Annotated in this window: 17 protein-coding genes; 5 read left to right on the top strand and 12 right to left on the bottom strand. The window is 69.9% G+C overall.

The genetic code is table 11. The annotated features are described in order from the left end of the window. Nucleotides 1–1455: an NAD(P)/FAD-dependent oxidoreductase gene (locus ABZY89_RS16275; protein WP_355228791.1), complete on the top strand. Its 1455-nt coding sequence runs from the start codon at nucleotides 1–3 to the stop codon at nucleotides 1453–1455. On the opposite strand, the gene poxB is transcribed toward ABZY89_RS16275, so the two are convergent. The 6 genes from poxB to ABZY89_RS16245 form a co-directional block, all read right to left on the bottom strand. Next, the gene (gene poxB / locus ABZY89_RS16270) at nucleotides 1452–3176 is read right to left on the bottom strand and encodes a ubiquinone-dependent pyruvate dehydrogenase (protein ID WP_355228790.1); all 1725 of its coding nucleotides are present in this window, start codon (nucleotides 3174–3176) and stop codon (nucleotides 1452–1454) included. The two genes, ABZY89_RS16275 and poxB, sit on opposite strands and share 4 nt — an antisense overlap. Nucleotides 3177–3246: 70 nt before the next feature. Next, entirely contained in the window at nucleotides 3247–3996 is a 750-nt protein-coding gene (locus tag ABZY89_RS16265; protein WP_355228788.1) for a hypothetical protein, read from the bottom strand. Beyond that, on the bottom strand, nucleotides 3989–4333 hold the full coding sequence (locus ABZY89_RS16260) for a VOC family protein (RefSeq protein WP_355228786.1): 345 nt from the start codon (nucleotides 4331–4333) through the stop codon (nucleotides 3989–3991). The genes ABZY89_RS16265 and ABZY89_RS16260 overlap by 8 nt, the downstream gene beginning before the upstream one ends. Nucleotides 4334–4379: 46 nt before the next feature. Next, nucleotides 4380–5774: an MBL fold metallo-hydrolase gene (locus ABZY89_RS16255; RefSeq protein WP_355228784.1), complete on the bottom strand. Its 1395-nt coding sequence runs from the start codon at nucleotides 5772–5774 to the stop codon at nucleotides 4380–4382. Between the two features lie 173 nt (nucleotides 5775–5947). After that, complete coding sequence (locus tag ABZY89_RS16250; protein WP_355228783.1) at nucleotides 5948–8239, bottom strand: choice-of-anchor J domain-containing protein; 2292 nt, start codon at nucleotides 8237–8239, stop codon at nucleotides 5948–5950. 155 nt (nucleotides 8240–8394) lie between these two features. Beyond that, nucleotides 8395–9591 (bottom strand): ATP-binding protein, encoded by a 1197-nt coding sequence (locus tag ABZY89_RS16245; protein WP_355228782.1) that lies wholly within the window; start codon nucleotides 9589–9591, stop codon nucleotides 8395–8397. A 204-nt stretch (nucleotides 9592–9795) separates the two neighbouring features. On the opposite strand from ABZY89_RS16245, the gene ABZY89_RS16240 reads away from it, so the two are divergent. Together ABZY89_RS16240 and ABZY89_RS16235 are read left to right on the top strand one after the other, a co-directional pair. Then, entirely contained in the window at nucleotides 9796–10659 is an 864-nt protein-coding gene (locus ABZY89_RS16240) for a DNA-formamidopyrimidine glycosylase family protein (RefSeq protein WP_355228781.1), read from the top strand. 9 nt (nucleotides 10660–10668) lie between these two features. Continuing rightward, entirely contained in the window at nucleotides 10669–10995 is a 327-nt protein-coding gene (locus ABZY89_RS16235; RefSeq protein WP_355228780.1) for a rhodanese-like domain-containing protein, read from the top strand. An 8-nt stretch (nucleotides 10996–11003) separates the two neighbouring features. On the opposite strand, the gene aat is transcribed toward ABZY89_RS16235, so the two are convergent. Then, nucleotides 11004–11726 (bottom strand): leucyl/phenylalanyl-tRNA--protein transferase, encoded by a 723-nt coding sequence (gene aat, locus ABZY89_RS16230; RefSeq protein WP_355228778.1) that lies wholly within the window; start codon nucleotides 11724–11726, stop codon nucleotides 11004–11006. Nucleotides 11727–11794: 68 nt separating this feature from the next. On the opposite strand from aat, the gene ABZY89_RS16225 reads away from it, so the two are divergent. Both ABZY89_RS16225 and ABZY89_RS16220 read left to right on the top strand, forming a co-directional pair. Further along, a complete protein-coding gene (locus ABZY89_RS16225; RefSeq protein ID WP_355228777.1) occupies nucleotides 11795–12481 on the top strand; it encodes an EcsC family protein in 687 nt (228 codons plus the stop codon). Nucleotides 12482–12571: 90 nt separating this feature from the next. Beyond that, nucleotides 12572–13174 carry an AAA family ATPase gene (locus tag ABZY89_RS16220; RefSeq protein WP_355228776.1) on the top strand — a complete coding sequence of 201 codons (603 nt, stop codon included), beginning with the start codon at nucleotides 12572–12574 and terminating at the stop codon, nucleotides 13172–13174. Here the strand turns inward: ABZY89_RS16220 and ABZY89_RS16215 are convergent. From ABZY89_RS16215 to ABZY89_RS16195, 5 genes are all read right to left on the bottom strand, one after another. Then, nucleotides 13171–14349 carry a hypothetical protein gene (locus ABZY89_RS16215; RefSeq protein WP_355228774.1) on the bottom strand — a complete coding sequence of 393 codons (1179 nt, stop codon included), beginning with the start codon at nucleotides 14347–14349 and terminating at the stop codon, nucleotides 13171–13173. The two genes, ABZY89_RS16220 and ABZY89_RS16215, sit on opposite strands and share 4 nt — an antisense overlap. A gap of 30 nt (nucleotides 14350–14379) precedes the next feature. Next, nucleotides 14380–15501, bottom strand: a complete 1122-nt coding sequence (locus ABZY89_RS16210) for a hypothetical protein (protein ID WP_355228772.1) — start codon at nucleotides 15499–15501, stop codon at nucleotides 14380–14382. Beyond that, complete coding sequence (locus tag ABZY89_RS16205; protein ID WP_355228770.1) at nucleotides 15501–16610, bottom strand: hypothetical protein; 1110 nt, start codon at nucleotides 16608–16610, stop codon at nucleotides 15501–15503. Before ABZY89_RS16205 ends, ABZY89_RS16210 begins: the two co-directional genes overlap by 1 nt. Before the next feature lie 100 nt (nucleotides 16611–16710). Then, nucleotides 16711–17649, bottom strand: a complete 939-nt coding sequence (locus ABZY89_RS16200; RefSeq protein ID WP_355228769.1) for a hydroxymethylglutaryl-CoA lyase — start codon at nucleotides 17647–17649, stop codon at nucleotides 16711–16713. Next, a complete protein-coding gene (locus ABZY89_RS16195; protein ID WP_355228767.1) occupies nucleotides 17642–19516 on the bottom strand; it encodes a biotin carboxylase N-terminal domain-containing protein in 1875 nt (624 codons plus the stop codon). Before ABZY89_RS16195 ends, ABZY89_RS16200 begins: the two co-directional genes overlap by 8 nt. Between the last annotated feature and the right edge of the window lie 17 nt (nucleotides 19517–19533).

The raw sequence follows: 19533 nt of genomic DNA, 5'->3' as shown, positions 1-19533 counted from the left end.
ATGACGAGCACCAGCCAAGACCTGACCGTCGACGTCATCATCATCGGCGCCGGCCCGACCGGCGAGAACGTCGCAGACCGCGTCGTGCAGGGCGGGCTGACCGCCGCGATCGTCGAGCGCGAGCTCGTCGGCGGCGAGTGCTCCTACTGGGCGTGCATGCCGACGAAGGCACTGCTTCGCGACGCGGCAGCATTGCGCGCCGCGCGTGCGCTCCCGGCCGCCGGCCAAGCGGTCACGGGCACACTCGACCCCGCCGCCGTGTTCGCCCGGCGTGACGAGTTCACATCCAACTGGAAGGACACCGGTCAGGTCGAGTGGCTGACCGGAGCCGGGATCACCCTGGTCCGCGGGCACGGGCGCATCACCGGCACCCGGTCGGTCACCGTCACCTCCGACGACGGCACGACCACGAACCTCCAGGCACGCCACGCCGTGGTCGTCTCCACCGGCAGCTCCTCCCTCATCCCGCCGATTCCCGGACTGGAGGAGGCCAGGCCCTGGACGAACCGCGAGGCCGCCGGCGCCCAGTCCGTTCCGGATCGCCTGGCGATCATCGGCGGCGGTGTGGTCGGCGCCGAGATGGCGACCGCCTACAGCGCCCTCGGGTCGCAGGTGACCCTGATCTCCCGCACCCGGCTCCTGCCGGGGGTCGAGAAGTTCGCCGGTGAGCAGGTTGCCGAGGCGCTCCGGACGTACGGGGTCACGCTCCACCTGGACGCCGGCGCGACCGAGGCCCGGCGTGATGATGGCGGCGAGGTGCGGGTGACTCTCTCCGACGGCACCGAGGTGATCGCGGACGAGGTCCTGGTGGCGACCGGTCGGGTGCCCAACACGAAGGACCTCGGCCTGGAGCACGTCGGTCTCGAGCCCGGCAGCTGGCTGAAGGTCGACGACGCCCTGGCCGTGGTCGACGACAGCGGGCAGCTCGAGGACGGCTGGCTCTATGCCGCAGGCGACGTCAACCATCGAGCGCTGCTGACCCACCACGGGAAGTACCAGGCCCGCTCGCTCGGCGATCTGATCGCGGCACGCGCTCGCGGCGAGCAGCCCGACCTGAGCGCATGGGGGCGTCACGCCGCCACCGCCGACGAGCGCGCCACCACCCAGGTGATCTTCACCGACCCCGAGGTCGTCGCGGTCGGACACTCCGCCGAATCGGCCGAGGTGGCCGGCATCGAGGTCGGCGTCGTCGACTACGACCTCGGCTCGATCGCCGGAGCCTCGCTCCACGCGGACGGCTACCGCGGCCAGGCACGGATGGTCATCGACGAGCAGCGCAAGACCCTGGTCGGCTTCACCGCCGTCGGCCCGGACATCTCCGAGCTCCTGCACGCGGCCACGATCGCGATCGTCGGCGAGGTCCCCCTGGACCGCCTCTGGCACGCCGTCCCCGCCTACCCGACCATCAGCGAGATCTGGCTCCGCCTGCTCGAGACCGCGGGACGCGACCGCTAGAACAGCTGGCGGAGGTTGGCCCTGCTGAGATCGATCAGCTCGTCACCCCGACCCGACATGACGGACCGGAGGGCGTAGAGGGTGAAGCCCTTGAGCTGCTCGGCGGTGATGTTGGGCGGGATGGAGAGCTCCTGGCGCTCGGTGACGACGTCGAGGAGGGCGGGGCCGTCGTGGCCGAGGACGTCGGCGACGGCGTCCGGGAGATCCGCGGAGTGTTCGACGCGACGCGCGTAGATGCCCATCGCGTTGGCGACGTCGGCGAAGTTCGGGTTCACCAGATCGGTGCCGTACGTGACGAAGCCGGCGGCCTTCATCTCGAGCTCGACGAAGTTGAGCGAGGAGTTGTTGAAGACCACGAGCTTGACCGGCAGCCGGTTCTGGATGAGGGTGACCAGCTCGCCGAGCAGCATGGTGAGGCCGCCGTCACCGGCGAGCGCGACGATCTGCCGGCCCGGGTGGGCGACCTGGGCGCCGACCGCCTGCGACAGCGCGTTGGCCATCGAACCGTGGGCGAAGGAGCCGATCAGCCGGCGGCGACCGTTCATGGTCAGATAGCGCGCCGCCCACACGACCGGCGACCCGACGTCGGGGATGAAGACGGCGTCGTCGGAGGCGGTCTGGTCGACCAGCCGAGCGAGGTACTGCGGGTGGATCGGCGCCTTCGACCGGGACGGGGTGGCCAGCTCGTCGAGCTTGGTCCGGGTGCGGCGGTAGTGGTCCAGGGAGTCGTCCAGATGACGGCGATCATCGCTCCGGTCGAGCAGCGGCAGCAGCGCCGAGGCGGTGTCCTTGACCGTGCCGACCAGCCCGAGCCCGATCGGGTGGCGACGGCCGAGCTGCTCGCCGCGTACGTCGACCTGGATGGTTGTGGCGTGCTTCGGGAAGAACTGCCGGTAGGGGAAGTCGGTGCCGAGCATCAGCAGCGTGTCGGCACGCTCCATCGCGCGATAGCCCGAGGCGAAGCCCAGCAGGCCGGTCATTCCCACGTCGTAGGGATTGTCGTACTCCAGGAACTCCTTCCCGCGGAGCGCGTGCACGACCGGGGCGCCGAGCGTCTCGGCCAGGGCCACCACCTCGTCGTGTGCGCCGGCACAGCCGGCTCCGGCGAGGATGGTGACCCGCTCGCCGGCGTTGAGCAGGTCGGCCGCCTGCCTGATCGCGTCCTCGTCGGGGATGACCCGCGAGCGCGTCGGCCGGATCTCGACGGTCCGCTCGACCACGGACTCGGCCAGCGCGACGTCGCCGGGAATCACCAGCACGGCCACGCCCTGCTTCTCGACCGCCGTACGCATCGCGATCTCGAGCACGTGCGGCATCTGGCTCGGCTGGGCGACGTACTCGGTGTAGACCGAGCACTCCCGGAACAGCTCCTGCGGGTGCGTCTCCTGGAAGTAACCGGTGCCGATCTCCGCGGTCGGGATGTGGGCGGCGATCGCGAGCACCGGCACCCGTGAACGGTTGGCGTCGAAGAGCCCGTTGATCAGGTGCAGGTTGCCCGGCCCGCAGCTCCCGGCGACCACCGCGAGCTCACCCGTGGTGGCCGCATCGGCGGCCGCCGCGAACGCCGCAGCCTCCTCGTGACGTACGTGGATCCAGCTGATGTCTCCGTTCTTGCGGAGCGCGTCGGTGAACCCGTTGAGGGAATCACCCGGGATCCCGTAGACGCGGCGGACACCGCTGGCGGACAAGGTGGACACGATCTGTTCGGCGATGGTCGACATGCGGTCTCCTTCTCGGCGCGTACGTCTTCCACCGTAGAACAGCGTCGATGCGGTTCTGACGTACGAGCCCTCACCTGGCCGGCGCGGGTTCCCTCCGTTCCACCCGGCTCGCCGACAGCAGCCCGCCGATCAGGAGGGCGAGCGACACCAGCAGGAGTACGCCGCCGACACCGAGCAACACACCGATCGCGATGCCGAGCATCGGGAGGGTGGCGCCGATGGCCGCCACGGCGGTCACCGGAGCATGTCCGTCGGCGTTCATCACCACAAGGGTCCAGTCGCCCGACTCGACCTCCCAGGTGAGCGTCTGCGGCCCGGTCCCGCTCGTCGAGGCGGTCCAGAACCCGGTCTCCGCGGGGAGGGACGCCGGGGGTCCGCCGTCGACCGCGTCGTACGTCGGGGTGTCGCCGTCGAAGCCGTCGATCGTCGAGTGGCGGACGTCGGCGAGGTAGGCGGTGACGTCCGCGGACGGCGCGACGCCCACGAAGACGGGGCCCTCCTCGACCGAGGTGACGACCAGCTTGGCGTCCCCGATCAGCATGCCGGGTACGTCCGCGCCAGCGTCGGTCTCGATGGTGAACGACTCGGAGGTGATCGCATGCCCAGAGGCGGAGATCGTCACCCCGTCGGTCACCAGGTAACCGTCGTCGTCGCGCTGGGCCGCGGCCACCGCGAGAGCACCGCCACCGGCGATCAGACCGAGCGAGACCAGCAGGAGAACGCTGCCTGCCACGACGGCGATGACTCGCCCGGTCGTCCAGCGGGGTCGTTCGGTCGTCGTTGCCCGAACCTTGCCCTGCGGCTCTGTCGGGTCACTCACGGAACAGTCCGATGATGTTGCCGCCGGGGTCGCGGAACATGGCGAACGACCCGGTGCCGGGGACCTCCATCGGCGGCACGACGGTCTCACCACCCAGCTCTCCGGCGCGCCGGAGGCTGCCCTCGAGGTCGTCGGTAGAGACGTACACCGTGACGTAGGCGGGCATCTCGTCGCGGGTCTGCATGACACCGCCACCGATCCCGTCCTCTGTGGCTTTAACGAGCCAGTAGTCGGGGCCGGCCCCCTCGATGTCCCAGCCGAACAGGTCTCGGTAGAACCCGGTGAGCCGCTCGCCGTCAGATCCGGCGATCTCGAAGTGCACCACGGGGTGTGTCATGTCAGTCTCCTTCATCATGAGGCGTTGAGGGTTCCGAGACCGGGCGTCATGAGCCCAGGAGTACGCGTTCGCCGAGCCGGGGGACCACGGCGACGACACCGAGCTCGTCCTGGATCCGCTCTGCCAGGGCGCGGGAGGAGGTTGGCTCGCCGTGCACGAGGTAGACGGTCTCCGGCAGCTCGGGCGCCGAGGCCACCCATGCGACCAGCTCGTCGGAATCGGCGTGGACGCTGAAGTCCGAGATCGCCACCACCTCCGCACGGACCGGGACGTACCGGCCGTGCATCTTCACCGCCCCGGCGCCTTCCGCCAACTGACGGCCACGGGTGCCCTGAGCCTGATAGCCGGTGAGCACGATGCTGTTGCGAGGGTCGGGAAGCTGGCGGAGCAGATGGTGGACGACACGACCGCCGGTGGCCATCCCTGAGGCGGAGATGATGATGCACGGTTCCTTGGGGCGATTGAGCCGCTCGGAGCCGGCGGCGTCCCGGACCCGATGGACGTCCAGGCCCTCGAGGGCGCGCAGCGGCGCCGCTCGCTTGAGATCGAGCTCGTCGCTGTGCGCACCCAGGGCTGCCCGGTAGACGTCGAGCGCGGCCAGGGCCATCGGGCTGTCGACGAAGATCGGGACCTCCGGAATCCGGCCCGTGCGGCGGAGCCTGAGCAGCTCGAGCAGCACCAACTCGGTCCGGTCCACCGCGAACGCAGGGATCAGTACGACGCCGCCGCGGGCGACCGTACGGCGCACCGTGTCGGCGAGGGCCTCGGGATCCGCGGGTGGATGCCGTCGATCGCCGTACGTGGACTCGAGCACCATCGCCGAGGCAGCCGGCGGCTTGTCGGGTGGCCGCAGGAGGGGATGGCCGGGTCGACCCAGGTCGCCACTGAACACCACCCGCTCACCTCCGACGTCGACAACGGCCACCGCGGAGCCCAGGATGTGGCCGGCGCGCTGCAGCGTCACGACCATCCCGCCGAGCGGCCACGGTTCGTCGAAGGCCACCGGGTGCAGGCGCTCGAGCGTCCGCTCGACATCTGACGCCGTGTAGAGCGGCAGAGCCGGGTCGTGCTTCGACCAACCGCCCTCGTTGGCTACCCGAGCGTCCTCCTCCTGCAGGTGCGCGCTGTCCCGGAGAACGATGGCGGCGAGCGCAGCGGTGCCCGGCGTACACACCGTCTCGCCGGCGAAGCCGTCGCTCACCAGCCGCGGCAGGTATCCGGTGTGGTCGAGGTGAGCATGGGTGAGGACGACGGCGTCCAGGTCCGCGGGCGTCACCGGGAACGGTGCCCAGTTGAGCCGTCGCAGCTCGCGCAGCCCCTGGTAGAGACCGGCGTCGACCAGCAGACGATCGCTGCCGTACGTCACCAGGAACCGGCTCCCGGTCACGGTGCCGGATGCCCCGAGGAACTCCAGCGCGGGATGCTTCGAGCGCGATGCCATCGGGCTTCCCTTCGCAGGTGGTGGTATCACCACGCTGCTGCATCCGTCCGGGTGCAGGGAGGGTCCTACGGCCTTTACCGAGTGACCGACGGCCCGATCTCTCACCCCTGCTGGCACAGCGGCGGGCTGCGGCCATCCATCGACAGCCGCAGCCCGCTCGTTGGGTGGTGGGATCAGCCGCCGGGCTGGGTGACCCCGTCGACCGTCAGGGTGTAGCGCGCCGGGTCGGACACGCTCTCCGTCGGATCGTCGAACATCACGACTGCCGCCACGGTCTCGGCGCTGTCACCGATCGCGGCGTCGAGCGCGGCACCGCTGAGGGTGCCGTCGAACGACTCGTCCAGCGCGAGGGTGTGCACCCACGCGGGCGAGCCCGCCGGGCCGTACGCCACCAGCTGGACCGTCCAGCCCTCGACCGGAGTCGGGTTGACCTGCGACATCGACTGCCAGCCGTCCAGGGTGTCGCTGGGCAGCGCGGTGCCGCCGACGGCGATGTCACGCACCCAGAAACCGGACTCGTCGACCCCGGAGTCGGTGATGTAGCGGAACGCCACCAGCACGTTCTGCCCGCCGTACGCCGACAGGTCGGCACTCTGCGGACGCCAGCCTCCGGAGTCACCGGAGAAGCCGGGCAGGTTGTCGACCACGGTCGGGATGGCACCCGGGTCGTGCTCGCTGGTCGTGTCGGCGGTGGCCAGGCTCTGCCAGGTCTCACCTCCGTCGGTGGAGACCTGGACGTAGCCGAAGTCCCAGCCGGCCTCGGCGTCCCACAGGGCGTCGAAGGTCAGCGACGCCCCGCCAGCCGGCACGTCGACCGCTCGCACGACCGACCGGTCGAGGTTCGGCCCACAACCGGCGTAGAGCGCCGCTGCTCCGGTGCCGTCGGCGGGCGGCGAACCACAGCTGCTGTCGGCCGTCGTGGCGTCCGGCGGAGTGGCATCGACCGTCCATTCGACCGGCTTGGGCGCCAACGACGTCGCGCCGTCGAAGCTGAGCGACTCGATCTCGCCCGCGGAGAGGTAGGCCCCGGAACCGTCGCGCAGGCGTACGTAGTCCGAGCCGTTCGGCGGAGCGCCGTTCTCGTTCCACGCCTCGGGGTTGTCCCAGTTGACCTTCGCGGAGAGCGAGTCGGCCTGGAACGTCGCCGCGTCACCGCCGTTCAGGTTTCCGCCATTGGCGTCCAGTGCTCCGTCGAGAGCCACCATGGCGGCCCAGTCGTGGATCGTCTGCTGGGCGGAGACCTCGGCACCGAACTGGTCCAGCACGACCTGGAGCCCCTCGAGTCCGCCGGCATCCTCACGGTGCAGCGCACTGAGGAAGTCGGGGCCGTAGTGGCTGGCCAGATACTCCATGAAGGAGTAGACCGCGCCGTAGTCGCACAGCGTCTCCGGCCCGCCCTGGTCGCCCCAGCCGGTCAGCGAGTTCTCCGAGCCACCGAACGCCGGATCGAGATAGCCCATGAAGCACGCCAGGTGCGAGTCCGCACCAGGATCGTCAGGTGGGGTGCTCGGGTCGACGTAGCCGACCAGAGTCTGGGCGTAGTCGGACAGGCCCTCGTTGACCCAGGAGACCTCGTCGGCGTCCTCGTAGTACTCCAACAGGTGCTGGTACTCGTGCGCGAAGGTGCCCTCGTACAGCAGCGGCCGAGATGCTCCGACCAGCCGACCCGGAGCGCTGTTCAGCTCCTCGTTGCAGGCGACGTACGCCGGATCGGTGCTGTCGTCGGGCGGGTTGGTGCCCGTGCGATGCAGCCAGTCGAAGACATCGATGCTCATCACGTTGCGGTCGAAGTACTCGTTGAAGACCGAGTAGAAGAAGCCCGCGATGTAGGTCTGCCCATCCGGAGTGGCGGGCTCGTAGAAGTTGGCGTCCCGGACGTTGTCGACCAGGACCACGATGTTGTCGCCGTCGCCCTTGTACTCCGAGGAGGGCAGGTTGGGGATCAGCCCCGGCAGGGTGGCCTGCTTGCCGTCCCGGTCGGGCGGGACCGAGAACTCCTCCGACTCGATCGGGTAGATGGTGTTGTCGAACTCCGAGATGAAGTTCGAGACCTGGGCGTCGGTGACCTCGGTCAGGCCGAGGGCGTTGCGGCAGTCACCGGCCGGGAAGGCCCTGTCGTCGGCGACCCACACCTCGATGTTGTCGCCGACGCCACGCAGCGTGTAGTCCTTCAGGTAGATGCTTCCCTGGGCGTCGTCGAGGCCCAGCCAGGTGCGGCTCTGACCGACCTTCGCGGGTCCCTTCGGCGGCTGTTTGCCGGCCAGGTCACCGCGCTTCCGCTCGATGCCGACCTTCTTGCCGTTGTTGTAGTCGGACCCGGTCTGCTTGAGCTCCTTGGCGGCCCGACCTCGATCATCGTCCGCCGGAGGTGCACTACCGGCGGGTGCGCCGGGCAGCGTCAGGCCGAGGACGAGCGCTCCTGCGGCTCCGATGGTGAGGAGTCGCGCTTTCTTCCAACCACGCATGCGTGGTTCTCCCTCCACTCGTTCGTGCTGCGCCCGAGCTCGCTGCGGGGAATGCGGCCGATGTGATGTACGTCACTGGCCACCGCCAAAGTCAAGCACCGTGCCTACGCGGAGGGAAGAGGGAATTAAGCCCTGTTTGCGGAGCTGGTGCCGAATTACCCCTGTTGGCGTAAGTAGCGGCCGAAATGAGGGACGGTGAAGGCGATCCGGCCGCGCTCGCCCGAGTAGATCAGGCCCTTCTTCATCAGCGCGTCACGCGCTGGGGAGAGCGACTGCGGCTTCTTGTTCAAGAAGGCGGCGACGTCCGCGGTGGCGACGGTGCCGATGTCGTCGGCGCCGAGCTCGACGGCGGCGTCGGCCATCGCCCGCAGGTAGTCCCGCTCGGCAGGGGTGGCACGCTCGTAGCGTGACCCGAAGAAGCCGACAGCCAGCTCGCGCTCGGCCTCAGGGGCGGCGACCTTCACGTCCTCGACGGTGATCGGGGAGCGGGGCGCCTGGTCCCACACGGTCTTGCCGTAGGCCTGGATGAAGTAGGGGTAACCGCCCGTCGCGGCGTACATCTCCGCCAGGGCGGCGGTCTCGAACTCGGCCTCCTCCTCACCAGCAGGGGCGGCAAGGGCACGGTCGGCGGCGTCCCGCTGCAGACGGTCGATGCGCTGGTAGGAGAAGAGCCGCTCGGAGTAGGACTTGCTCGCCGAGAGCACGGCCGGCAGGTGCGGCAGGCCGGCGCCGACGACGATCACCGGCAGCCCCGACTGGCTGATCTCGTGACAGGCCGCGCACATCGCCGAGACGTCGTCGGGGCCGAGGTCCTGCATCTCGTCGATGAAGACGCCGACACCCTTGCCGACGTCGGCAGCGAGCCCGCCGACGTCAGTGAGCAGCTCGACCAGGTCGATCTCTATGTCACCGGAGTCGGCCCGGCCCCGCACCGCCGGCGCCTCGATGCCGGGGGACCACTGCTCGCGCAGCTTGGCGTTGGGACCGGCCTCGCGCTGGGCGAAGGAGCGGATCACGCCGAGCACGTGGTCGACGTCGTCGGCGCTCGGATGACCCAGCTCGCGCACCGCCTGGTGCAGGGCGCTCGACAGCGGCCGGCGCAGCGACTGGTCAGGGCGCGCCTCCATCTTCCCGGTGCCCCAGCCCTTACGGACCGCCGCAGACCGCAGCGTGTTGAGCAGGACCGTCTTGCCGACGCCGCGGAGCCCGGTGAGCACCAGCGACCGCTCCGGGCGACCGCGCGCCACCCGCTCCAGCACCACGTCGAACTGCCCGAGTTGCTCGTTACGACCAGCGAGCTCAGGGGGCCGCTGACCGGCTCCAGGAGCGTACGGATTGCGGATGGGGTCCATGATCAGACGATATCCACATCTATAGGACGCGTCTTAGATTTGGCTAGCGAGCCACAACTTTCATGAGCGTAGGTCTCTATTCACCTTTCTAGGATGGATCTTAGAAAGGCGCAGACTCTCACATCGATCGCTATCGTCGAACGTGTGTTCGATCTTAGCGGGATTTCCTCCCTCGCGCAAGCCTGACGATCTAGACTCGCGGACATGCCGGAACTCCCCGAGGTGGAAGCGCTCGCCGAGGACCTGCGCGGGCGCCTCGACGGCCGTGCGATCACGAAGGTGCACGTCGCGCAGTTCAGCGCCCTGAAGACGTACGATCCGCCGCTGACCGCGGTCGAGGGCACGCTCGTCGACAACGTGACCCGCCACGGCAAGTTCATCGACATCGAGGCGAGCGGCGTCCATCTCGTGCTGCACCTCGCCCGCGGCGGCTGGATCAGGTGGCGTGACGAGATCCCGGCGGCACCGCCTCGCCCGGGGTCGAAGTCGGGGCTGGCGATCCGGGTCGTGCTCGACGACGACACCGGGCTGGACATCACCGAGGGCGGCACCAAGAAGCGCTTGGCGCTCTACGTCGTCCACGATCCGCAGGACGTCCCGGGCGTCGCCTCACTGGGCCCCGACCCGCTGGCCGACGACTTCACGCTGGCCCGCTTCCGCGAGATCCTCGCAGGTCAGGGCCGCAAGCAGATCAAGGGCGTGCTGCGGATGCAGTCGATCATCGCGGGCATCGGCAACGCCTACTCCGACGAGATCCTGTGGGCGGCGAAGATGTCGCCGTTCAAGCCCGCCGAGATGACCGAGGAGGAGTCGGAGAGCCTCTACAACGCGCTGCGGACGACCCTGAAGGAGGCCGTCGAGCGCGACTCCGGCCTGGCGATGAGCGAGCTGAAGGGCGAGAAGAAGTCCAACCTCGCCGTGCACGGCAAGGCCGGCAAGAAGTGCCCGGTCTGCGGAGACACGGTCCTCGAGGTCAGTTTCGCCGACTCGAGCCTGCAGTACTGTCCCACCTGCCAGACCGGCGGAAAGCCGCTCGCCGATCGGCGGATGTCCCGGCTTCTCAAGTAGGCTTGACCGGTGACCATCCCCACCGTCGAGATCGCCGGAGTGCCCGATCCCCTGCCCGTGGCCGTCCTGGACGTCCGCGAGGACGACGAGTGGGCCGCCGGCCACATCGAGGGCGCGACCCACATCCCGCTCCAGGAGCTCCCGGCGCGCCTCGGTGAGCTTCCCGAGGGCCAGACCCTGGTGGTCTGCAAGGTCGGCGGACGCAGCGCCCAGGCGGTCAACTACCTCGCCCAGCAGGGCTTCGAGGTCGTCAACCTCGCCGGCGGAATGCTCGACTGGGCCGCCGCCGGACGACCGATGGTCAGCGAGACCGGTGCCGAGGCGTACGTCCTCTAGGACCACCGCTAGACGGGAGGTCCGCCGAACGCCTCCGGGAGCGGCAGCCTGAGCGCCTTCTCCAGGCGGTCGAGGTAGTCGTTGCGACCCACCTCGACGACGCCGAGCGAGGCCAGATGGTCGGTGCGCCACTGCACGTCCAGGATCCGCTGGTCGATAGAGCCCGCCTCGCTCATCGCCGAGACCAGCCCGACCAGGGCGACCTTGGACGCGTCGCGGACCCGGTGGAACATCGACTCCCCGGCGAAGAGGCCGCCGATCGCGACCCCGTAGAGCCCGCCGACCAGGCGATCGTCCTGCCACGCCTCGACCGAGTGCGCCCAGCCCAGCTCGTGCAGGTTGCCGTACGCCCGGCGGATCCGCTTGTCGATCCAGCCATGGGGCCGGCGCGGGTCGGCGCACGAGGCCACCACCTCGTCGAAGCTGGTGTCGATCCTGATCTCGAAGTCCCGCGCCGACCTGCGCAAGGACCGCGAGACGACGAGCCCGTCCAACGGGAGTACGCCGCGCCTGACCGGCGAGAACCACATCATCGGATCACGCGGGGACTCCCCGGGCATCGGGAAGATCCCGTGCCGATACGCAGCCAGGAGCGTCCCGGGCGCGACGTCCGCGCCCATCCCCACCAGATCGTCCAGCTCGGCCCCGCCATGGCCCGCGCCCGGGTCCCGGAGGTCGGCGAAGGCCCACGGCGAGGGCTCGGGTTCGATCGGTCCCCGAAGTTTCGCCACGACGAAACGTTATCGCCCCGTGCGGCGCCAACCACCACACACTTAAGATTTGGCTCATGATCGGTCCCATGGCAGTGCTCACCAGTGCGGCTGGCCGGCTCGCACCCAAGGTCATCCAGTCCGCGCCCGGCGTGACAACCACCGTGGTCCGGCAGGCGCTGCACCACGCGATCGTCGGGGTGGGCCCGCTCCCGGGAGCGGCCGCAGCCGCCGAGAAGCACCTCAAGGACCACGACAACGACGTCGAGCTCGCGGTGAAGCAGGTCATCGACAACCACGTGCGGCTGGCCGGTGTCGGCGGCTTCGCGACCAACATCGGCGGTCTGGTCACCCAGGCGATCACGCTCCCGGCCAACATCACCGGGATGGCCATCATCCAGTGCCGCATGGTGGCCGCGATCGCGCATCTCCGTGGCTACGACCTGACCGATCCTCGGGTGCGTAACGCCATCCTGCTCACCCTCCTGAGCGAGGAGAAGGTCGGCAAGCAGATCCAGGAGAAGAAGATCCCGGCTCCGCCGATGGCCATCGCGACCGCTCCGACCTACGACCGCGCGATCGATGCCATCGTCGCCTCGGAGGTGGCCCAGGAGCTGCTCAGCCGGGTCACCGGCAGGGGCATGATCTCCATGGCCGCCAAGCGGATTCCGCTGGTCGGCGGTGTCGTCGGCGGAGGGGCAGATGGGTGGATGACCTACCAGATCGGTCGCTACGCCTCGCGCGAGCTGCTGCCGCGTCACCCCGACAACGGCTGAGCCCGGCTCACAGGAACTTCACAGGTCCGTCCAACGTTCCTCAGAGCACGGAACGCCACACTGTTGGTGTCCGCTTGGGAGGAACAGCAGATGACCCTCGACACGACGTACGCCCCGATCAGCCCCGCCCGCGCTGCCGGGGTCGAGGTGAGACCTCACCTGCTCCTCCTGGGAGGCGTACCCGGCGCCGGCAAGAGCACGCTGATCCGCGACGTGGCCGACCGGCGTCCCGACGTACGCACCCTCGACCCGGAGACCCCGGGGCGCTGGCTCGCGGCGCGGCTGCCGGAGGTTCCCTACCGCCTCTACCGGCCGCTGGTGCATCTGTGGCACGCGATCGCGACCCTGGTCCTGGTCCTGCTCGGCCCGACCCCCGGTGGCCACACCCTCCTCGTCCATGACCCGGCCACCCGGCCCGGCCGGCGCGAGCTGCTCGGGTGGATCGCCCACGCCCGCGGCTGGCGTACGTCGCTGGTCATGATCGACGTGCCGCGCGTCGCAGCGATCGACGGGCAGCACGAGCGCGGACGGCTGGTCCGTACGGAGGCCTTCGAGCGCCACTGGCACCGCTGGACCGATGACCAGCCGCGGCTGCTGACGGCGGCGACCTTCGGTGACGCCGACGGCTCCTGGGACACGGTGCACGTCTTCGACCGTGCCCGCGCCGCGGGACGGCTCGAGGCGCTCCTCTAGCGGCGGACGAGGCGGTAGACCTTCAGGACCGCGCGGCCCCACCAGCGCCGCTCGAGACCCTCGCGGGCGCGCTGCTTCGGCACCAGCGACCGGGTGTGCTCCAGCTCGGCGCGCAGCTCACCGACCTCGTCCTCCAGCCGGGCCTCGGACTTGCGCAGCCGGATGGCCTCCTGGAGCAGCGCGTCGATGGTGGCGACGCCGGCGTCGAGGACCTCGCGCGGGGAGATCGTGTCCGGGTCGACGAACGGCTTGTCGGCCAGGTCAGCGGGGACCAGCAGCTCGTCCAGCCCACCGACCACGTCGTAGCCACGTCCTGACAACGCCTTGACCCAGCTCTCGGAGAGCGACTCGACCCACGGCAGGATCGAGGGGGAGAGCGCCAGGCGCGCGGAGTCGCGGCGCTTGGCCAGCGTGCGGTGGGCCAGGAACTCGCGTACGAAAGGACGGTAGTCGGCCGGCTCGAGCACCGGCACGACAGCCAGGTTGATCTCGCGGAGCAGCGCCGCCTCGGGCACACCGAGGGACGGGTTGCCGCGGTCGATCCCCTCGAAGTCGATGGTCAGGTCGTCGAGACCGAAGGCGGTGGAGAACCGCTCCCACAGCAGCGACGAGGACGACCCCGGCGGCGGGACGGTGATCAGGTGGACGCGCTCGGGCGCGATGCCCTGGGTCCACCGGTCGAGGATGTCGGGCAGCTCCTGGACGCCCCAGAACCACGATCCGATCCGTCCCTCGCGGGCGGGGTCGCGGATCTCCTCGAGGAACTCGGCGTAGGTCACGACCGAGCGGTGCTTGACGTTCTCCTGCCACTCGGCCGGGATCTGCCGGGCCAGGTCGCGCGCGGAGAGCATGATGTGGATCTCGGAGTCGCCCAGCGAGTCCAAAGCGTGCTTGGCCTGCTGCCAGGACGCGCTCGCCAGGATCTCGTGGGAGATGATCACGGTGCCGTTCTGGACGGCTCGCACCTTCTCGGCGAGTGCGTCCCAGGCGCCGGTCGCCTCCTCCTCGATGCCGCCCCAGGGCAGGTCCATCAGGTCGAGGGCCGCCAGGAAGTGGGCGTCGAAGCGGTCGGCGAAGTAGTGGACTCCCTGCTCGGCGAGGGACTCCCGGTTGTGGAAGAGGACGTCTTGAAGATAGGACGTGCCCGTCTTCGGGGTGCCGACATGAAGCAGCACGCGCCGCCCAGTCTCCAACGTTCTACTCCTCTAGGAACGCCCCGCCAGCAATGACAACGCGAGCGCCAACGCCCGGCACTCGTCGGGACCCTGCGTCGCCGCCCCCGAGGGGAGCAGCCGGTCAGGGTCTCCGTGGAGAGCGTATCCGGCTTCTACCAATGCATCACGTTGGGCCCGCGCCTGTGTTTCGAGCCAAGGCAAACTTTCCGGAGGGACGCCGACCTCCCGGGCGTCCGGAACGAGCGGTTCGAGCTTCTCCAACCGCGGTCGCAGCTGGTCGAACAGCAGCTTCCGCTGGGTCTCGAGATCGGTTCGTACGCTGAGCACCTGCCCGATCACGCGAGCGACCTCGTTGCCCTCGGCCGAGATCGACCAGGGGCCGGGCAGGCTGTCCACGCCGAGCAGGCCGGGCAGCAGGGCTGGATCGGTGACGATCTCGACGCGGTCCTTCCCGACCCGTCGGGCCCACCAACGGGCGATCCTGGGCAGGTCGGCGCGGGGGCCGAGCCAGCCTCGCCACTGTGCGTCACGGATCCAGATGTGCCAGGGGTTGACCCGGTTGGTGAAGGTGCGGAACCTCCACGCGCCGGCGGCGATCTCGTCCAGCGGGCCACCGAGGACGTAGACGGTGTAGCCATCGGCGCCGGGCAGCCTTCCCTGCCGCTCCAGCTCCTCGCGGATGGGCAGCGTGAGCCACGGCGAACCGACCAGGCGGTAGGGGAACTTCTGCTGCTCTGGCTCCGACTTCTTGGGCCGGCGAGACCATCTTCGCGGGCGCCGCGCAGGCGCCGTCTCCGCGGTGGCGAGCAGGTCCTCGGCGAGCAGCACGCTCGCCGCTCTCAGCAGCTCTCGCTCCGACAGCGCCGCCGGATCGACCGGCAGCGGGCCGTACGTCCTCGTCTCGGTGTCCCCGAGCAGCGGCAGGTCGCGGCGGCCTCGGCCGGGCGGGCTCGTGCGCAGCAGGGCGTCCACCCGATCAGGCTCGGACGGACCTACCTCGTTGAGCCGTCGCAGCAGCTCGAGCATCTCGGCACCCGGCAGGTGGTCGGTCGTGAAGGGCGTGGCGGGCTGGGACCAGGATGCCCAAGGAGTCGTACCGCCCTCGCGCAGGTGCGCAGCCCAACCCCAACCCCTGGTGGGTGCAGCCGGCATCAGGAGCGTCGCCCCTTGACCCGCCGCATCAGGTTCGCGGCGCGGGAGGCGACCGGACGCTGGGGCGGGTCGGTGCGCGCGGCCTCGACGACGACCGCGACCAGGGCGTCGATCGCCGCGTCGGCGACGTCCTTGGTGCGCGGCGCGTCCGGGTCGATCCACTCGACGTCGGCGTCGGGCCGCTGCGGGCGGAGGTCGTCGAGGTCGCCGGCGATGTCGACCTTGGCCAGCTCGGCCCACTCGATCCACGAGTCGGCGACCTGGTCGGCCCAGTCGAAGGCGGTCGGCGGCATGGTGACCCGCTCGCGACCCTCGCGGTGGGCGAGGGTGCGCTTGGCGATCACCTCGGTGACCATGTGGCGGTAGTCCTCGCGGGGGAGCTCCTGCGACTCGAGCCGCGCGTTGAGCCGGCGCAGCAGCGTCGCCTCGGCGCGGCCGAGCGACTGGTTGTGGCGGTCGCTGTCGATCGGGGTCCAGGACTCCTCGATCCCGACGACCTCGCAGAACCGGCGCCAGAGCAGCTCGCTCGGCGCTCCGTCGTGCGGCACGGTGACCAGGTGCACGCGCTCCGGCGGCAGGTTGCGACCCCACCGGCTGAGCACGTCGGGCAGGCCGTGGGTACGCCAGAACCAGGCGGCCGAGCGCGACTGCTTCGCCATCTGCATCCGCTCGAGGTAGCGCGCGAAGGTGACCTTGCGCTCGCGCTGCACCTGGTCCTGCCACTCCGCCGCCAGCACGCGCGCGATGTCGCGGGCGGTGTAGACGATGTGCACCTCGGTGCGGCCGCCCTCGCCGAGGTCGGTCATCGCCTTCTCGACCCGGTCGGGCCGGGCCCCGGCGAAGAGGTGGTGGCTGATCAGGATCGTCTCGGACTCGTCGCGGCGCACCCGTTTGATCAACGTGTCCCACTCGCCGTGGACGGTCTTCCTCATCCCGCCCCACGGACGGTCGATCAGGTCGAGCGCCGGCCGGAAGAAGTCGGGCTGGCCGCCGACCGGATAGAAGACGCCATGCTTCTCCAGGGACACCCGGTTGTGGAACAACCTGTCCTGGAGGTACGTCGTGCCCGTCTTCGGAGCGCCGACGTGGAGGAAGACTTTGCGCGCCATGATCCCGCTATTCTGCACCAAGTTAGTAGAGATTGTCGCGGCGGACCGTCTTTTGTCACCCGGCCGTCACTCTTAGGTGCAGTCTAGGGCGTGTCGCCAGCTAGGACCGCAAGGCACGTACGACGGCCGAGGGGCTCGGCCTGCCGAGGTGGCTGGCGAGCCAGCTGCTCGTGTCGGCGACCTTGTCGAGATCGACCCCGTGCTCGATCCCCAGGCCGTCGAGCATCCAGAGCAGGTCCTCGGTGGCCAGGTTGCCGGTGGCTGACTTGGCATAGGGGCAGCCGCCCAGGCCACCTGCGCTGGCGTCGTAGGTCGTCACGCCGGACTGGAGGCCGGCGAGGGTGTTGGCCAGGGCCTGGCCGTACGTGTCGTGGAAGTGCAGCGCGAGCCGGTCGGTCGTGACGCCCGCGTCGCCGAACGCCTGGATCAGAGCCTTCACGTGGCCGGCGGTCGCGACGCCGATCGTGTCCCCCAGGCTGAGCTCGTCGGCGCCGAGGTCCAGGAGCCGCTTGCCCGCCTCGACCACCTTCGCGATCTCGACCTGACCCTCCCAGGGGTCACCGAAGCACATCGACAGGTAGCCGCGGACGGTCATCCCCGCGTCCTTCGCCCGGCTCATCGTCGGCTCGAACATCGCCCACTGGCCGTCGAAGGTCTGGTTGAGGTTCTTGTTGGCGAACGTCTCCGTCGCGCTGCCGAAGATCGCGATGTGCCGCAGCCCCAGCTCGAGCGCCCGGTCGAGACCCTTCTCATTGGGGACGAGGACGGGGAGCTCTCTCGCCCCGTCGCCGAGCCTGTCGACGAGCTCCGTCATCAGCTCCTTGGCATCTGCCAGCTGCGGCACCCACTTCGGGTGCACGAAGCTCGTCGCCTCCACCGGGCTCAGCCCGGCGTCGAGCAAGCGGGTGATCAGGTCTGCCTTGACGCCGGTGTCCATCGCCGTCTTCTCGTTCTGGAGGCCGTCACGCGCACCGACCTCGTAGATCGTGATCCTGCTGGGCAGGTCGTCGTGGCGTACGACTGCGGGGAGATCAGTCATCGGTCGGCTCCACGACGAACAGCTCGGACCCGAGGGGGACCTGGGATCCCGCTGACGCACCGACCACGGTCACTGTGCCGGCGAACGGGGCCTTGAGGGAGACCTCCATCTTCATCGCCTCCATGACACCGAGGACCTGGCCTTCGTCGACGGTGTCGCCGACCTGGACGCGTACGTCGATGACGGTGCCGGGCATCTTGGCCTCGACTGCGCCGTCGCTGTGGTGGGCGGCGGCGCCGGCGACGCGGTCGGGCGGGGAGAAGTCGAAGCGGTGGCCTTGGTGGACGATCTCGGCGAGGCCGGGCTGGACGTTGATGACCGCCCAGTGGCGTACGCCGTCGACGATGGCCACGAGGACGTGGTCGGCCGCGCTGAGCTGCCGAACCACATGGTCGTCCACGCGGCCGGAGGGGCGGTCGACGGTGACGCTGCGGTCGAGGTCGACGACGGTCGGCGCGGGAGAGCCGGCGAGGCGCCAGCCGTCGGCACGGAACGGCGTCGTGGTGTCCGACGCCGCCGACAGCATCGCGCTGACCCAGGCGACGAGAGCGCGCGGGACCTCGGGGTCGGGTGCGGGAACCTCGTTGCGGTCGAGCCAGGCGGTGTCGATCTCCGCGTCGCGGAAGGCGTCGGAGGCGGCCAGCACGCGCAGGAATCCGGTGTTGGTGGTCAGTCCGAGGACGGCGGTCGCGTCGAGCGCCTTGACCATCGCCGTACGGGCCTCCTCGCGGTCGGCGCCGTGGACGATGACCTTGGCGAGCATCGGGTCGTAGGCGGTGCTGACCACCTGCTCGCCCTCCAGAGCGTGCTCCACACGAGCGCTCCCGGGCCAGCGCACGATCGAGGTGCGGCCGGCCTGCGGCAGGAAGCCCTCGAAGGCGTCCTCCGCGTAGACCCGGACCTCGATGGCGTGGCCGTCGATGCGTACGTCGTCCTGGGCGATGCCCAGCGGCTCACCGGCAGCGACCCGGAGCTGGAGCGCGACGAGATCGGCGGCGGCGCCGTCGATGCGTACCGCCTCCTCGGTGACCGGGTGCTCGACCTGGAGGCGGGTGTTCATCTCCAGGAAGTACGCCTCGCCGGACGCCTCGTCGAGGAGGAACTCAACCGTCCCGGCGCCGGTGTAGTCGACCTGGCGAGCGAGCGCGACGGCGCTGGTCAGGACCAGGTTCCGCTGCTCGTCGGTGAGCGTCGGAGCGGGCGCCTCCTCGATCACCTTCTGGTGGCGACGCTGGACCGAGCAGTCCCGCTCGAAGAGGTGGATGACGTTGCCGTGGGTGTCGCCGAAGACCTGCACCTCGATGTGACGGCCACGCTCGACGTACTTCTCGATCAGTAGGGTCTCGTCGCCGAACGCGCTCAGCGCCTCGCGGGCGGCCGCCGCGCGGGCCTCGTCCAGCTCCTCCGGCGAGCGGACGATCCGCATGCCCTTGCCGCCGCCACCCGCCGCGGCCTTGACCAGCAGCGGGTAGGGGCTGTCCTCGCCGCGCGGAACCACAGGTACGCCGGCAGCGACAGCGATCTCCCGGGCCGCATCCTTGCGACCCATCTGCTCGATCACCTCGGGCGTCGGACCGACCCAGGTCAGCCCCGCCTTCGCCACCGCGCGTGCGAACTCGGCCCGCTCGGAGAGGAACCCGTAACCCGGGTGGATGGCCTCGGCACCTGCCTCCGCGGCGGCCGCGACCACCGCATCGGCGTCGAGGTAGGACGCGACCTCGACGGCCTCGTCGGCGTCGCGTACGTGGGGCGCGTCCGCGTCGAGCGCGGTGTAGATCGCGACCGTCCGGATCCCCAGCTCACGACAGGTGCGGAAGACGCGTCGCGCGATCTCCCCGCGGTTGGCGACCAGAACACTCTCGAACATCCCAGACTCAAACATTC

This window comes from Nocardioides sp. NPDC006303 (assembly GCF_040613175.1).
Taxonomy (GTDB): Bacteria; Actinomycetota; Actinomycetes; order Propionibacteriales; family Nocardioidaceae; genus Nocardioides.
The sequence above is the reverse complement of the archived record's forward strand: the minus strand, read 5'-3'. Positions and strand labels throughout refer to the sequence as shown.

Excerpts from the sequence above, each read along its gene's own strand:
- ABZY89_RS16210 (WP_355228772.1), bottom strand. The coding sequence starts at position 15,501 with ATGCCGGCTGCACCCACCAGGGGTTGGGGTTGGGCTGCGCACCTGCGC.
- ABZY89_RS16200 (WP_355228769.1), bottom strand. The coding sequence starts at position 17,649 with ATGACTGATCTCCCCGCAGTCGTACGCCACGACGACCTGCCCAGCAGG.
- ABZY89_RS16250 (WP_355228783.1), bottom strand. The coding sequence starts at position 8,239 with ATGCGTGGTTGGAAGAAAGCGCGACTCCTCACCATCGGAGCCGCAGGA.
- ABZY89_RS16205 (WP_355228770.1), bottom strand. The coding sequence starts at position 16,610 with ATGGCGCGCAAAGTCTTCCTCCACGTCGGCGCTCCGAAGACGGGCACG.
- ABZY89_RS16225 (WP_355228777.1), top strand. The coding sequence starts at position 11,795 with ATGGCAGTGCTCACCAGTGCGGCTGGCCGGCTCGCACCCAAGGTCATC.
- ABZY89_RS16220 (WP_355228776.1), top strand. The coding sequence starts at position 12,572 with ATGACCCTCGACACGACGTACGCCCCGATCAGCCCCGCCCGCGCTGCC.
- ABZY89_RS16275 (WP_355228791.1), top strand. The coding sequence starts at position 1 with ATGACGAGCACCAGCCAAGACCTGACCGTCGACGTCATCATCATCGGC.
- ABZY89_RS16195 (WP_355228767.1), bottom strand. The coding sequence starts at position 19,516 with ATGTTCGAGAGTGTTCTGGTCGCCAACCGCGGGGAGATCGCGCGACGC.
- ABZY89_RS16245 (WP_355228782.1), bottom strand. The coding sequence starts at position 9,591 with ATGGACCCCATCCGCAATCCGTACGCTCCTGGAGCCGGTCAGCGGCCC.
- ABZY89_RS16260 (WP_355228786.1), bottom strand. The coding sequence starts at position 4,333 with ATGACACACCCCGTGGTGCACTTCGAGATCGCCGGATCTGACGGCGAG.
- ABZY89_RS16255 (WP_355228784.1), bottom strand. The coding sequence starts at position 5,774 with ATGGCATCGCGCTCGAAGCATCCCGCGCTGGAGTTCCTCGGGGCATCC.
- poxB (WP_355228790.1), bottom strand. The coding sequence starts at position 3,176 with ATGTCGACCATCGCCGAACAGATCGTGTCCACCTTGTCCGCCAGCGGT.
- ABZY89_RS16240 (WP_355228781.1), top strand. The coding sequence starts at position 9,796 with ATGCCGGAACTCCCCGAGGTGGAAGCGCTCGCCGAGGACCTGCGCGGG.